Source organism: Paraburkholderia hospita, assembly GCF_002902965.1.
Lineage (GTDB): Bacteria > Pseudomonadota > Gammaproteobacteria > Burkholderiales > Burkholderiaceae > Paraburkholderia > Paraburkholderia hospita.
Genome location: NZ_CP026107.1, coordinates 2,026,044 through 2,040,374, shown reverse-complemented (window position 1 = coordinate 2,040,374; position 14,331 = coordinate 2,026,044). Strand labels below are relative to the sequence as shown.

At 61.2% G+C, this 14,331-nt stretch carries 14 protein-coding genes; 8 read left to right on the top strand and 6 right to left on the bottom strand.

Going from position 1 to position 14,331, the window contains the following annotated elements; translation table 11 throughout:
- Positions 1–18 precede the first annotated feature (18 nt).
- Both C2L64_RS55260 and C2L64_RS42540 read right to left on the bottom strand, forming a co-directional pair.
- Positions 19–345 (bottom strand): hypothetical protein, encoded by a 327-nt coding sequence (locus C2L64_RS55260; RefSeq protein WP_244212254.1) that lies wholly within the window; start codon positions 343–345, stop codon positions 19–21.
- A 56-nt stretch (positions 346–401) separates the two neighbouring features.
- Positions 402–1,619: an FAD-dependent monooxygenase gene (locus C2L64_RS42540; protein ID WP_009770157.1), complete on the bottom strand. Its 1,218-nt coding sequence runs from the start codon at positions 1,617–1,619 to the stop codon at positions 402–404.
- 170 nt (positions 1,620–1,789) lie between these two features.
- Here C2L64_RS42540 and C2L64_RS42535 point away from each other — a divergent pair, with 170 nt between their 5' ends.
- Both C2L64_RS42535 and C2L64_RS42530 read left to right on the top strand, forming a co-directional pair.
- A complete protein-coding gene (locus tag C2L64_RS42535) occupies positions 1,790–2,725 on the top strand; it encodes a LysR family transcriptional regulator (RefSeq protein ID WP_009770158.1) in 936 nt (311 codons plus the stop codon).
- Positions 2,726–3,236: 511 nt separating this feature from the next.
- Positions 3,237–4,112 carry a patatin-like phospholipase family protein gene (locus C2L64_RS42530; protein ID WP_007736912.1) on the top strand — a complete coding sequence of 292 codons (876 nt, stop codon included), beginning with the start codon at positions 3,237–3,239 and terminating at the stop codon, positions 4,110–4,112.
- Between the two features lie 206 nt (positions 4,113–4,318).
- On the opposite strand, the gene C2L64_RS42525 is transcribed toward C2L64_RS42530, so the two are convergent.
- Both C2L64_RS42525 and C2L64_RS42520 read right to left on the bottom strand, forming a co-directional pair.
- A complete protein-coding gene (locus C2L64_RS42525; RefSeq protein WP_009770160.1) occupies positions 4,319–5,176 on the bottom strand; it encodes a PA4780 family RIO1-like protein kinase in 858 nt (285 codons plus the stop codon).
- A gap of 293 nt (positions 5,177–5,469) precedes the next feature.
- Positions 5,470–6,504, bottom strand: a complete 1,035-nt coding sequence (locus C2L64_RS42520; RefSeq protein ID WP_009770161.1) for a hypothetical protein — start codon at positions 6,502–6,504, stop codon at positions 5,470–5,472.
- 384 nt (positions 6,505–6,888) lie between these two features.
- On the opposite strand from C2L64_RS42520, the gene C2L64_RS42515 reads away from it, so the two are divergent.
- The 6 genes from C2L64_RS42515 to C2L64_RS42490 all read left to right on the top strand — a co-directional run bounded on the left by C2L64_RS42515 (position 6,889) and on the right by C2L64_RS42490 (position 12,524).
- Complete coding sequence (locus C2L64_RS42515; RefSeq protein ID WP_090835125.1) at positions 6,889–7,761, top strand: ABC transporter substrate-binding protein; 873 nt, start codon at positions 6,889–6,891, stop codon at positions 7,759–7,761.
- An 86-nt stretch (positions 7,762–7,847) separates the two neighbouring features.
- Complete coding sequence (locus C2L64_RS42510; RefSeq protein ID WP_009770163.1) at positions 7,848–9,365, top strand: amino acid ABC transporter permease/ATP-binding protein; 1,518 nt, start codon at positions 7,848–7,850, stop codon at positions 9,363–9,365.
- Between the two features lie 8 nt (positions 9,366–9,373).
- The gene (locus C2L64_RS42505; protein WP_100216102.1) at positions 9,374–10,057 is read left to right on the top strand and encodes a GntR family transcriptional regulator; all 684 of its coding nucleotides are present in this window, start codon (positions 9,374–9,376) and stop codon (positions 10,055–10,057) included.
- A 77-nt stretch (positions 10,058–10,134) separates the two neighbouring features.
- Positions 10,135–10,974 carry an urea carboxylase-associated family protein gene (locus tag C2L64_RS42500; protein ID WP_009770165.1) on the top strand — a complete coding sequence of 280 codons (840 nt, stop codon included), beginning with the start codon at positions 10,135–10,137 and terminating at the stop codon, positions 10,972–10,974.
- A 108-nt stretch (positions 10,975–11,082) separates the two neighbouring features.
- The gene (locus C2L64_RS42495; protein ID WP_007736904.1) at positions 11,083–11,640 is read left to right on the top strand and encodes a carboxymuconolactone decarboxylase family protein; all 558 of its coding nucleotides are present in this window, start codon (positions 11,083–11,085) and stop codon (positions 11,638–11,640) included.
- 38 nt (positions 11,641–11,678) lie between these two features.
- A complete protein-coding gene (locus C2L64_RS42490) occupies positions 11,679–12,524 on the top strand; it encodes a helix-turn-helix domain-containing protein (RefSeq protein WP_009770166.1) in 846 nt (281 codons plus the stop codon).
- Positions 12,525–12,539: 15 nt separating this feature from the next.
- Here the strand turns inward: C2L64_RS42490 and C2L64_RS42485 are convergent, their stop codons facing one another.
- Positions 12,540–13,301 carry an SDR family oxidoreductase gene (locus tag C2L64_RS42485; protein WP_009770167.1) on the bottom strand — a complete coding sequence of 254 codons (762 nt, stop codon included), beginning with the start codon at positions 13,299–13,301 and terminating at the stop codon, positions 12,540–12,542.
- 84 nt (positions 13,302–13,385) lie between these two features.
- Positions 13,386–14,267 carry an NmrA family NAD(P)-binding protein gene (locus tag C2L64_RS42480; RefSeq protein WP_009770168.1) on the bottom strand — a complete coding sequence of 294 codons (882 nt, stop codon included), beginning with the start codon at positions 14,265–14,267 and terminating at the stop codon, positions 13,386–13,388.
- Between the last annotated feature and the right edge of the window lie 64 nt (positions 14,268–14,331).

Sequence of the window (14,331 nt, the reverse complement as noted above, 5' to 3'; positions counted from 1 at the left end):
CGATGGCTGAGCTAACGTTCAGCCGCACCCATATGCCAACGATTGTTGTCGATCTGGTCGTGGTAAAGCGTAATCTTTCGACGTCACCGCCTTTGCAGGCAGCGACCACATGCCGTGCAGATAGTCCTTTGTATCGTTCGGATTCGCGATGATCTCGCTGCGTGGAACATCAGCTGTCCGAAATCCCTCGTCCCTCACTGGATTGACGACGATTTCAGAAAAAACTTCGTCGAACTCTTTGGTATCCATGCCTGCCGCCTGCCGCCTGCCGCCTGCCGCCTGCCGCCTGCCGCCTGCCGGCACGCGGCGCAGCACGTCCACAGTCATCGCGACCACGGCAGGCATCCAGCAACCTCAACGAGGCAGGATAGTTGTGCAGGCGTCAACGCGAGGTGCGCAGTTCAAAGCCAGGTGCCGCCCTGGCGTTCCGTCGGCTCTTGCGCAAGGGCGTCGAAATCGTGAATCCAGTCCAGATGGTGCAGCAGGCTGTCGCGTGCGCGGAGGCGAGCGTTGCGCGCTTGCGCCTCGGGTCCGTCAGGCAGATGCAACACGTCAGCCGTCGATATCGAGGCGTATTGCACCTTGCGCGTGCGGCCCCGCCGCAACCGCTCGTAGGCTTCCTGCGCCTCGCGCCAGCGACCCGGTCCCGCCTTGGCCAGCTGCGCGGCCAGCACCACGGCATCTTCGATCGACTGATTGGCGCCCTGACCATGGTGCGGCACAAGCGCATGCGCAGCATCGCCGATGAGCGTCACGCGGCCCTTGCTCCAGCGCCCGAGCGGGGGACGATGGAACAGACCCCAGCGCTGGCTGATGGGCACCGCTGTGATCATCTGCACCACGGCGGGATGCCAGTCCTTGAACAGGCGCAACTGCTCACCCTCGCTCGCCGACGTGACCCAGTCGCGCGATGGCCACGGCGAGGGATGGCGCTCGACAAGCAGAAAGTTCTGGTCGCCTTTGTCGCCGATCGGATAGTGAAGCAGATGGCCCTGCGGTCCGACCCAGAACTGAATGGCCTCGGGATCGGGCAGCAGATCCATGCGTCCCGCCGGCACCACGCCACGAAAACCTGAGCAGCCCGAATACAGGGCATCGTCGTAGCCGAGCATCCAGCGCCGCGTGATCGAGCGCGCGCCGTCCGCGCCGATCACCAGATCGGCGTCGATCTGCCGACCGTTGGCGAAACTCAGACTCACGCGATCGGAATGCTGCACGAGATCGGTCAGTCGATGGCTGAGATGGATACGTTCGAGGCCGACTGCTTGCGACAGGACGGCCTGCAGATCCGCGCGATGTACGCCCCAATACGAACCGCCGAACTGCTGGCGATAGCTCGGCTCGCCACGATGCTGTCCAATCACTTCGCCGCTGCGCCCGTCCCGATAGATCAGCGCGGGTATTTCAGCGCACACCGCGTCGAAGGCTGCACGCAGACCCATGCGTTCATAAAACCGCGTCGCATTCGCCGACAGCGCGACGGCTGCTCCCACCTCGCGAAGCTCGTCGGTTTGCTCGTAAAGCTGCGCGTCGACGCCATGTTCTCGCAGTGCGAGCGCGAGCGTGAGGCCACCAATGCCAGCACCGACGATTGCGATCTTCAGATCCAACTGTTCCATGGGGTGTCTCCAATATTCAGACTATGTGATTGAGTCGGCGCGGCATGCGTACAGTGCAGAAAACCGATGCGTGCGCCTTGTCTGAATTCTCGACATTGGTCGCTCATTCCACAATAAAATGGGAGAAATCTACGTCATCACTAAAATCAATGATGCGGAGGGACCGAGTCATGGAACTAGGTGAAGTTGATCTCAATCTGCTGCTGCTTTTCCAACGCTTGATGCAGGAGCGGCGCGTAGCAACCGTGGCTGAGCAGATGAACATGAGTCAGCCTGGCGTCAGCAACGCGCTTGCCAAACTGCGTCGACGGCTCGGTGATCCACTGTTCGTGCGCGCGCCTGGCGGCGTAGTGCCCACGCCATTCGCGATCCGTCTGGCAGAGCCGGTTTCTCAGGCGCTCGCCACGCTGCACGCCGCGCTCAATCCCGAGACCGGGTTCGATCCGCTGCGTGTCACGCGCACGATAACGATCGGCATGACCGATATCGGCGAGGTCGTCTTTCTGCCCGCGCTTGTCGAACGACTGTCGCGCGAGGCGCCGGGCATCGCGCTCAATACCGTTCGCGACACGAGCGTCAATCTGAGCCACGAGATGGCCGAGGGTAGGGTCGATCTCGCCATCGGCCTACTGCCGCAGCTCAAGGGCGGCTTCTATCAGCGCCGCCTGTTCAATCAGCGGTATGTCTGCCTGTTCAGGCACGGCCACGCGCTCGAAGATGCGCCGCTTACGCTCGCTGCCTGGCGTGAAGCCGAGCATCTGGTGGTGGTGTCCGCCGGCACCGGACACGGTCAGGTTGACGATTGGCTGAAACGACGAGGCGTGCAGCGCCAGGTGCGATTGACGGTGCCTCACTTCATGAGCGTCGGCTTTATCCTGCAACGCACCGATCTGATCGCCACGGTGCCGGAGCGACTGGCCTTGCAGCTGGCCGCGCCGTTCTCACTGAGCCTGCGCGCATTGCCCTCGACCTTGCCCGCCGCGCCGATCCATTTGCTCTGGCACGCGCGCGTCCAGCAGGACGAAGGCAATCGCTGGTTGCGCAAGGTAGTGATCGACCTGTTCGCGGACCCGGCGATGCCAACGCGCAGAACGAAGTCTGTGTAAAAACGATCGTAGTCCGCAACGACAATCCAGACTACGATCAATGTATTCCGCTCTCACTGAGAAGCAGCGAGACCGTATATCGGCGGGCGCGATCAGAGACTCGTGCGAAGCGCTTTACAGAAACCGCGCACTGCTCTTGCCTCATGCACCTTGCGGCCATTTGAGCCGAGTCCTCGAAAGACTCCCAGATAGCCGAACCCGGTCCGACGTTCGCGACGGCGAGCAAATCCCCGGACGGTCGCGGATTGCCGGCAGAAGCCGTCCAGCACTGTGACATGGAGGCCCACTTCCCAAAAGACCGCGGGATCACGTCTGATCTTAGCGACGTTTGGCGGATACTTTGAAAGGGGCATACCATGCAAAGGACAAAGCCGTCGCGGCGATGATCGCTTGAGGCTTGCGTTGACTGCGCCATACGCGTGTTTGTACGCGGTTACCTCGCCATGCTGGTACCGGCGCGACTGGCAGCGGCAATTGATGTTGAGCCGCGGGCAGACGTTTCGAAAGAGCTATGAACTCCCACCCTACGGGTTTGACCGCATTCGTGTTCGCTGGCGGTGGTAGCCTCGGTGCGATCGAGGTTGGCATGCTGCGCGAATTGCTCAAACGCGGTGAGCATCCGGGCTGCCTGGTGGGCGCCTCCGCGGGCGCGATCAACGCAGCGTATTTCGCCGGACGACCGGACGGCGATGGGGTTGCAAGGCTCGAAGCGCTCTGGTGCAAGATCCGGCGGCAGGACATCATGCCGCTTTCCATGCTTGGGCTGCTCGCGATGATTCTGCGCAGCCGTGCGCACCTCGTCGAGGCGAACGCGTTGCGCCGGCTTCTGGAAACGCATCTGTCGTATGAGAGGATCGAGCAGGCGACCTTGCCGCTTCACCTCGTCGCGACCGATATGCTTAGCGGCGACGAAGTCGTTCTTTCAACCGGCCCTGTGGTGAACGCCGTGCAGGCGAGCGCAGCGATACCCGGGGTGTTTCCGCCGGTGCGTATCGATGGCGTGGATCTCGTCGATGGCGGCGTTGCCAACAACACGCCGATCTCGGTGGCGGTCGCGCTCGGTGCGACGCGCATCATCGTGCTGCCGGCTGGCTTCGCATGTACGCTGCGTGCGCCGCCGCGGAGCGCGATCGCACAGGCCCTGCATGCGCTGACGCTCGTCATCGCACGTCAGCTGGTGCGCGACCTGGAGTTCTATTCGGCGCGTGCGCAGATCTATGTCGTTCCGCCGTTGTGTCCACTCGATGTCTCGCCCTACGACTATACGCAGTGCGCCCAACTGATCGAACGGGCTGCGCAGAAGACGCGTGCGTGGCTCAGTGATGGAGGCCTTGAGCGCGCGTTGATTCCTGGTGAGCTGCGCGAGCATGCGCACGCCGCGCATTGACAGCGCAAGCGAACGCTGACGAGCCGCTTTGCGCCACGGGCCGATGACGCGACGAGCATGATTGACGGCCAATGGTCCGCTATGTGAGTCGAGCCGACCTCCGAACTTTGGGCTGAGATCACAGGCGAACGGCTGGAGCTGGCCGGGCGGCGACATCCTCGAAGACCTTCACTTTCGGGCGATTTTCGGGGGGACATCGAGCACGGTTACCGGCCTGCGCTCAGTTCCTGCTGTCGCCGCACTCGCGCGTCTTCCTCGAGACGTGTCGCTTCGAGTTCCTGCAGCACGCCGTCGAGGTCCACAGGTCGCGTGTCGACTTCGATGCGACCGGTCAGTTCGGCATCGACATGCAGCCGCCCTGCTTCGAAGAGCGCCCAGATCTCCGTGCCATAACTCGCGGTGAGTAGTTGCGGTGCAAACCGTCCGAAGTACGCGGCCAGGTTGTCGACGTCTCGCTTGAGCATCGAGGCAGCGTCGTTATTGCCGGCTGCGTCGACGGCCTGTGGCAGATCAATGATCACCGGCCCATCCGCTGCCAGCAGGATGTTGTATTCCGACAGGTCGCCGTGAATTACGCCCGCGCAGAGCATGCGGACAACCTGGTTCAGCAGCAGCGCGTGCAGTTCGAGGGCACGGGCTTCGGTGAGATCGACGTCGTTGAGCCGTGGTGCGACGTCACCCGCCTCGTCGATCACCAGCTCCATCAGCAACACGCCGTCGGTACAAATATAGGGTTGCGGCACGCGCACACCGGCGTTGGCGAGCCGGAACAGCGCGTCCACTTCGGCGTTCTGCCATGACGCTTCCTGCATCTGACGGCCGTAGCGCGTACCTTTTTCCATCGCCCGCGCCTGCCGGCTGTTCTTGACCTTGCGACCGTCCCGATACGACGCGGCTTGCCGAAAACTGCGTTGCTTCGCGTCCTTGTAGACCTTGGCGCAACGAGTCGATTCGCCGCTGCGCACGACGTAGACTGTTGCCTCCTTGCCGCTCATCAACTGGCCGATGACTTCGTCGATAAGTCCTTCTTCGAGAAGCGGTGCAAGTCGTTTGGGTATTTTCATACGATCGTCGGGCGCAGCGCGTGGAACATGCATTCCACACGCGTGGCTGGTGAATGGCCCGTTGAGGTATGCGCGACCAACAAACCGATGAATCGAGAAGCCGGTGCCGGCGGCCGCAAGCTTGCTGCGTGGGAGATGGATGGAGTCATGCCGGATTATAAGGGTGGCCGGGCACGAGCCGACGCAAATCTCCCGGCGACTGCGTAGATGCGGTCGGCACTCTCAACTCGCGTCGGATCAGGCACGTTCCCGATGGCCAGCGGCATCGCATGATTCGCGTATCGTGACCCGTTCTAATGCTGTCGAAACAGGTTCTTGTTCACGGTGAGCGAAAGAGCCGCCGCAGCTTCGGTGTGTATTTCAGCTTGAACCGGCGGCGGACGTAGTTGCGCGGCGGGCGCGGCCGGTACGCCAACTGTTGCCTCTCGTATCACCGTTGTCGTCGTTGCGCTCTTTACGGGAGGCCGCACAGTAGGCGGCTCATGCGTCGCTTGTTCGACATGCGCAATGTTCTGGTCACACGACTCAAGCGCGCCGCAGGCAGTTCTCGCCGGTTTCGGGCTAGTCCGTCGCTCCTTCGATATGGTCGACGCAGCGCGGGCTTGTGTCGTGGTAGGACTTGAATTCTGAGCGATCGTTTTCGGCGCCGCGCGCACGGGAGAGGCGGGTGCGCTTGCAACATTCCGCTTACTGGTGGGATTGCTGGGCGCAGGTGCAGCGACCGCTGCCGCTACGGGCGGCTTCGACGGCGGGTCATGAGCAACGGCAACGCTCGAGTTCGCCGCATCGCTGGCAGCCGTGTGAGGCATCGCGGTGTCGCGTACAGCAACCGGAACGGGTGGTGTGTCGATCGGGGCGCGCGCGGCCTGTGCAACATCCAAAGCAGGTTGACCCGGCGACGCCGAACTATCGTGCTTCGCCGGGTGCGGCTTGTTCACGTTGGCGAAGTGCCCCATACGGCTTTGCACGGCTTCCCGCTGAGTCAACGTAACGTAGGTACCGAATGCGATCACGAAGCCGAACAGGACGGTCGCCACGCCAGCGCTCAGACTCCAGTCGGGCGCGCCGCCTTCCTTGACGACGGGGAGCTGTTTCGGCCGGGACTGCACGCGCATGATCACCAGCGGGCGAGTGACATCGGGTGCCCGCTTGGAACGGCGCAAAGGTTTGCTGGGCAAGTCGGGCGTATGAGGGGCTTCAGGCGCAGCGGGGCTGGACGAAGCCCGTTCATCGAGCGGTTGCGCGGGGCTCTCCTGTGCTGGCTCATCGCCTGGCGCCACGTCGCATGGCTCGTCCGGCGTCGCCTGACGCTTGCGAATGATGCCCATATTCGGTCTCCCCATACCGCCGGTCAGGCATTGTGCGTTCTTCTCATTGGCAACCAGGTGAGCGACGTCACCTCGGCGCGTTGCGCGTTGCCGCCCGTTCTATAGCCATATGTGGCGGCGCGCTGACTGGGTCATTGTTCAGCATCGAGGCGGGTTCGTATGTTAGTCGCTGCACAAACATAGGGTTCGCCGGACCTCCCGACGAAACGTCAGGCGACAGTGCCCGGTGTCTTGCTTGTCTTGAAACCTTCGCCGTCCCGTTTCTTTCCGGTCGAACTCACCTGCGTTTCATCGCGACAAAAAACGCTTGCATTTCATTTATTGTTCAACAATAGTTTCTACATTGTTGAACAATTTACCCGACCACCCGACGAGCGAGACCTTATGAAAGCCCACATTTTTCCGAAGTCGGCCCTCAAGGGCCTGTCGCACACGATGAAGATCGCCGCCGCGATCATCCCCTTGTTCGTGGGGACACACGCCAACGTTGCCGCCGCGGCCGGAACTGTCGCACCCGAGAGTCTGCAGATCGGCGCAGACCTCACGTACCCGCCGTACGACTATCTGGACAACGGAACGCCGGCCGGCTTCGATCCCGCTTTCATGGGCAAGCTCGCCACGCATCTGAAGCTCAAGCCGTCGTTCGTCGACACGCGCTTCGCGAATCTGATTCTTGGCGTCAACGCCAACCGCTTCGACGTGATTGCGTCCGCGCTGTACGTGACGCCCGAGCGCGCAAAGCAGATCGACTTTCTGCCTTACCTGAAGACGGGCGGCTCGCTGCTCGCGCTCAGCGGAGCGGGTTTTGCACCGAAAACACCAGAAGATCTGTGCGGCAAGCGGGTCAGTTCGATCAAGGGCGCGTCGTGGATTCCGAAGCTTGCCGATGTATCGAGCAAAGTGTGCGGGCCGGCGGGGCGCGGCGCGATCGATGTGCGCGAGTTCGAGACCTCGCCGGAAGCGGCGCAAGCCGTGCTGTCGCACGCCGTCGATGCGCAGTTCGAAGATTCCGCTGTCGCGCAGATCACGGCGAACCGGCTTGGCGGTCGCGTGGCGATTACGTCGACGGTGCCGCTCTACCCGGTGGTGATCGGCCTTGGCGTGAAGAAAGGCAATGACGCGCTGCTGTCGCAGTTGAAGACCGCATTGGCGTCGATGAAGTCGTCGGGCGAATATGCGGCGCTGCTCAAGCAATACAACGTCGCCGAGCCGTGGGGCGGCGACATCGCCCTCGCGCTGGGAAGCACGCAGAAGTAACGTCGCGTTTTTCCATAGTCTGGCGGGCCTGACGGCTCGCATCGCCATGCGCGCTTTGCTTCGGAGCGCGCGGGAAGGGGAGTCGCATGTTGTTCGATTGGCATTACGCGGCGTCGCTACTCGTCGACGCGGCATTCTGGAAAGCTGCGTGGCTCGTCGTCGAACTGAGCGTGGCGACATGGTTGATCGGTATCGTCGCGGGATTCATGCTTGCGCTTGGCAAGCAATCCACGCTTTTGCCATTGCGCGTCGCGTGTGGTGCTTATATCTGGCTGTTTCGCAGCTTGCCGCTGCTGGTGCTGCTGATCTTCGTCTACAACCTGCCGCAAGTGTTGCCGTGGTCGGGCGGCGTGCTGTCCGATCCGTTCTGGGCCGGACTGATCGCATTGTCGATCAGCGAAACCGCGTATATCGCCGAGATTCATCGCGGCGGTCTGCTCGCGCTCAACAAGGGCCAACTCGAAGCGGGCAGAGCGCTCGGCATCGGATTCGTCGGGCTGCAACGCCTAATCGTGCTGCCGCAGGCATTCAGGGTTGCGCTGCCGTCGCTGATCAACGAGTACATCACGATCGTCAAGCTGACGTCGCTGGTGTCGGTGATTTCTCTTGCTGAAATACTGCTGGTTGGCGAGCGTCTCTATACGCAGAACTTCAAGGTGCTGGAGACCATGCTCGCGGTGTCGTTCTATTACGTGCTGATCGTCACGGTGTTCGGACATCTGCTGAAGATGCTCGAAAAGCGCCTCGACGTGACGCGCCGCAAGCATGCCGTGATGATCGACATCACGGTGCAGTCCACCGATGCATCGAATGCCGCTGCGAAACCCGCCGACTTCCGGGCCACCGGACGCGCACTCGAAGCAACCGGCATTCGCAAGCGCTATGGCCAGCACGAAGTGCTCAAGGGCATCGATCTGACCGTGAAGGCCGGCGAAGTCGTGTCGATCATCGGACCGTCGGGCTCGGGCAAGACATCGCTGATCCGTACGCTAAACGGCCTTGAAACACTCGACGACGGCGAAGTGCGCCTGCACGGACGCGCGTTCCTGCAGTCCACGCTGCCCGGCCATGGTAAGGCGCGGCACGGCGACTACATGCGCGGTATTCTCGACATCGGCATGGTGTTTCAAAGCTTCAATCTGTTTCCGCACAAGACCGTGCTGCAAAACGTGACGCTCGCGCCGCGTTATCACCACCGCCTGAAGGGCAGCGCGCTCGAAGAATCCGGCATGCGGATTCTGGCGAAGGTCGGCATGGCGGCGCATGCGCACAAGTATCCGCATCAGTTGTCGGGCGGACAGCAGCAACGCGTGGCGATTGCACGCGCACTGGCAATGCAGCCATCAATCGTACTGTTCGACGAACCGACCTCCGCACTCGACCCGGAACTCGTGCAGGAAGTACTGAAAGTCATCGAGCAGCTTGCGCGCGACGGGATGACGATGATCATCGTCACGCACGAAATCAAATTCGCGTTCCGCATCTCGGACCGGGTGATATTCATGGAAGGCGGTACGATACTCAGCGATGGTCCTCCACTGGAACTCGCGAAACAGAAAACCTCGCGCATCGCCAGTTTTCTCAAAGACGTTCATATCGCCTGAGCTTACGAATGACAACAGTACGTACGTCCGTTAAATCTGCGCCCGCGCCGTCGGCTGGGGAGGCCGATCAGTCAGTGACGGACCGCATCCTGACAACGATCCGCGACGACATCATCGAGGGCAAGCTGTTGCCCGGCACGGCGCTCGTCGAGAACGATCTGACGCAATTGCACGACGTGTCGCGCAATACGCTGCGCGAAGCACTACGGCTGCTGTGCCGCGAAGGGCTTGCGGTGCATTACCGGCATCGTGGCGTGATCGTGCGCACGCTCACGCGCCACGACGTGCGCGATATCTACCGCGTGCGGCGCACGCTCGAGTTGCAGGCGCTGGTGCGCGACGAGCCCATCGAAGAAGACGATCTCGCGTTGATGCGCGAGGCGATCCGTTGCGCACAGGACGCCGTTGAACGTGAAGACTGGCGCGCTGTGGGCACGTATAGCCTGCTGTTTCACCGGCATATCGTGCGCTTGCTGCACAGCGCGTTGTTCGATGCGTTCTTCACGACGATTCTCGCCCAACTGCGGCTCGTGTTTGGATCCGCACCGGACGAAAAGCGCTTTCAGAAGCCGTGGGTCGCGAAAGACCAACGCATTTTCGCGCTGATCGAGCGCGGCCACCTCGACAAGGCGCAAGCAGCGCTCGCCGACTATCTGACGGAGTCCGAGCACGCGATGCTCGACTATTTGTGACCCATCTCGCGGCCGCGCGTATCGAACGGCGCCACGAGAGCGTGGACACGCCGGCCGCCTCATCAAGGAGCGATCTCATGTTGAACTACCCTGCCGCCTATCAAACGACCAAGGGCTCCGCGCTCGACGTCGACAAGGCATTCTATCGACGCATTGCCGCAGAGCAAGATGCCCGCGAGCTGATCGAATCGATCGTGATTCCGATTCGATCGGGGCAGGCGTGGACGGTGCCTGCCGGGCATGTCTTCCGTATCGTGACGATCGAAGGGCCACAGGTGGCGGACCTCAACATGTGGAACCTGCACAATCCGCGCGAACGGATGTGGGCGTCGCGCACGCGTCAGTTGCAGGCAGCGCACGTCAGCACGTTCGACCGTCTCTGGTCGACGCTGCCGTTTCTGCGTCCGATGGTGACGATTACCGACGACAGTCTCGCCGACTACGGCATCGACGAGCATGGCGGTCGCGTGCACGATCTGCTCGGCACGCGCTGTGACCCGTACGTGAACCGCATGCTGACGGGTGAAGATTTTCACTTTCATTGCCATTCGAATCTCACGCGTGCGGTTGCGCCGTATGGTCTGACCGAGTACGACGTGCACGACGTGCTCAACGTTTTTCAATGCACAGGTCTGAATCTCGACGACAAGTACTTCATGAAGGCATGTCCGGCAAAGAAGGGCGATTATCTGGAGTTCTTCGCGGAGATCGATCTGCTTTGCGCACTGTCGACGTGTCCCGGCGGCGATCTTTCCCTACCGATGTGGGGACCGGACGCGCGCGATCCGCTAGAGGTGTGCCGGCCGCTCGGCGTGGAAATCTATCGGCTTGCACCAGATCTGCTCGAAGGGTGGACGACGCCGTCTGTGGCCGCGTACAAAGGGCAGCACGGACTGACGCTGGGCGGACAGGGTTAGTCGGCGGCGCGTTGATTACATGCGATGTAATTGGCGCGCAGAACCGGCACGCCTACTCTTTGGCTGTCGCGTCACCAATCCGGTGGCGCTCACAGCCAAGGAGACACCATGTCCCGCTATCCCGTTCACACGCTCGAATCCGCTCCGTTGCAATCGAAGCCCGTGCTTCAACAACTGCAACAGGCGTTCGGCGCGATCCCGAACGTCGCCGCAAAGATGGCTGCGTCGCCGGTGCTGATCAACGGTTTCATCGGGCTGTTCGAGCGAGTGCATGCGAGCAGTCTGACCGAGCCGCAGATTCAAACGTTGCTGCTGACCAATGCAGTGACAAACGCCAGCGAATGGCCAGTCGCGTTTCATACGGCGCTCGCATTGAAGCAAGGCGTATCGTCCGCCGATGTCGATGCGATCCGGCGCGGTGATCTGCCTGCGAACGCCCAACTCGCTGCGCTTTCGGCACTGGCGCGCACGCTGATCGAACAGCGCGGCCGTCTTTCCGACGCGGACCAGCAGCGCTTTATCGATGCCGGATTCAGCGCCGAACAGCTACTCGAGGTCATTGCGGTGGTTGCCGCGTCGACCATCACGAACTACACGAGTAGCGTGACGCAGCCGAAACTTGAAACGCCGTTCGAAGAATTTGTCTGGCGTGCAGGCATCGTGTGAGTCCGTTATAGTGACCCGCTTCGATCGGAGGACGTCCGATGAATGTCAGCAGCCGCGATTCAAAAGCGCCATCGCTCGAACTCGGCAACTTGCTTCGTTACTGGCGCGACGTGCGCGGGGTGAGTCAGCTCGAGCTGTCGCTCGAAGCGGGTATTTCGCAGCGTCAGATCAGCTTTATTGAAAGCGGGCGCAGTGTGCCGGGCCGGGAGACGCTGCTGACTCTCGCGCAAGCGCTCGACATACCGTTACGCGAGCGCAATGCACTGCTGCTCGCCGCTGGTTACGCACCGGTGTATTCCGAGGCGCCGTGGAATGCGCAGGAAATGCATGGTGTCGTTCGCGCACTGGAGCGGGTTGTTCGCCAGCATGAACCGTTTCCCGCCATCGTGATGGACCGGCACTGGAACGTCCTGATGACCAACGACGCCGCGCCGCGCTTTTTCAACTGCTTCATCGATATGGCAGCGCGCAAAGGCTCGCGCAACATGCTGCATCTGATGTTCGATCCGCAGGGGATGCGGCCGTTCGTAGACGAATGGGACAGCGTTGCGCGAAGCTTGCTGCAGCGGGTGCACCGGGAATCGGTGGGCCATGTGATAGACGACGGCACCGCGCGTCTGCTCGATGAACTGCTTGCCTATCCAGATGTACCGCGCGACTGGAAGACGGGACATGCGTCCTGGGCTGCGCCGGCGATGCCCGTCATTCCCATGGGTTTCGTCAGCGGTGGAGACGTGCTTCGCTACTTTTCAATGGTCACGAGCGTTGGCGCGCCGCAAAGCATTGCGGCGCAGGAGCTACGTCTGGAATGCATGTTTCCCGTCGATGACGCGACGGAAGCACGTCATCATCAACTGCTCGAAGCGAATGCAACGCTTCGATGACCACGGTGCCGAACATCAGGGCATGGGCAGCGGCTCATCAATCAACATCTGATTGAAGTAGTCGACGATGCCATGCTCTTCCCGTCCTGCGCTATTTCGTAACTGTTGTGCAGACTCGACGACGACTTCTGTGGTCGCGTGTTCCAGCAGAGCGAATGCCTCTGCAATGAAAGGCTCCAGTTGCATTGCGCGTGGATCACCGCTCTTGTAGACGAGATCGGTGTCCACCCACGGCGGCACGATCTCCAGAATACGGACGGAGGTATCGCGCAACGCGAAGCGCTGGGACAGCGAGTACGAGTGAATGGCAGCTTTCGTTGCCGAGTACAGCGCGGACATCGCCATCGGAACGTAAGCGACAACCGAACTGTTGTTGATGACGAACGCTTCAGGCTGCTTCTTCAGATGTTCGATGAACGCGCCGCTGATACGCACAGGGCCCAACAGATTGGTGTTGACGAGATGCACGGCTTGCGAATCGTCGAGCGGACCCGTCACATCGTCGAACGGCATGATACCGGCGTTGTTGATGACCACATTCAGCGACGGATACGTTCGAATCAGATGCTCGGCCGCGCTTGCGATTTGCGCGGGGTTGGTCACGTCGATTTCGACGGAGTCCATGCCGGGATTGACCTTCGTCACTTCATCCAGCAGTGCTTTCCGGCGGCCACCGATAATGACCTTGTTGCCCTTCTTGTGAAATGCTTCGGCGAGTCCGCGGCCAATTCCCGAGGTCGCTCCCGTAATGAAGATGGTGTTGCCGCTGAGTTTCATTGCATGTATTCCTTTGTTGGGCCGCGTGAGGAAACGCGTTTGGTCGGAATGCGGCTCGACAACGCGAGCCGCATTCACCACGGATTACTGCTCGAAAACGTGGCGATGCGCTTTGACGAAGTCACCGACGGTTTGAGGTGCCTGCCCCGTGATTTCGGCGATCACGCCGTCCTCGCCCGAGAAAATGCCGTTCTGGTAGTCGATGGCGATCGCAAGAAAGTGCTGGATCAGGAATTCCGGCAGGTTGTACTTCTCGAGATGCTCCCGGTACTGTTCGATCGTCGACGGGCTGTAGGTGATCTTGCGACCCAGAACCTTGCCGATTTCATCGGCGATTTCCTGCTGGTTCAGTTCGACCGGTCCAAGCAGCGGATAGGTCTTGCCGATGTGCGCTGACGGGTTCGTGAGCACGGCCGCGATCAGTCGAGCCTGATCTTCGCCGGAAATCGGCGCGTGACGTCCGTTGCCATACGGCAGCGTGATCTTGGCTTCCTGCACGATCTGATCGCGCACCCACGGGAAGACGAACCATTCGGAGAAGAACGTCGGGCGAATATGCACGGTGGGCACGCCTGCCCAGTCGATCACGCGTTCCGCGATCCAGTGATCGCGCGCAGCGTGACTCTTCGAATCTTCCCGCGCAGAAATCTGCGACATCTCCACGACAACTTCGACACCCGCGCGGCGCGCTGCGTCCGCGAAATACGCAGTGGCCTGAATAAAGCCAGGACGCACGGGATAGCACAGGTATGCACCCGTCACGCCTTCCATGGCACGGATCACGTCGTCATGTTCGAGAAGATCTCCAACGACGATTTCAGCGCCCTGACTGCGCAGCGCTTCGCTGCGCTCGTCTTCGCTGTGTACGAAGGCGCGAACGGCATGTCCGTCGTTCAGAAGATGACGAATGGTGTGGACACCCGTTTTGCCGGTTGCGCCAGTAATGAGGTATTTGCGTTGCTTCATGATGAACTCTCCAATCTAACGGTTTGAACACTCATCAAGAGTGCCGGGGATGCTTCGAAATTTT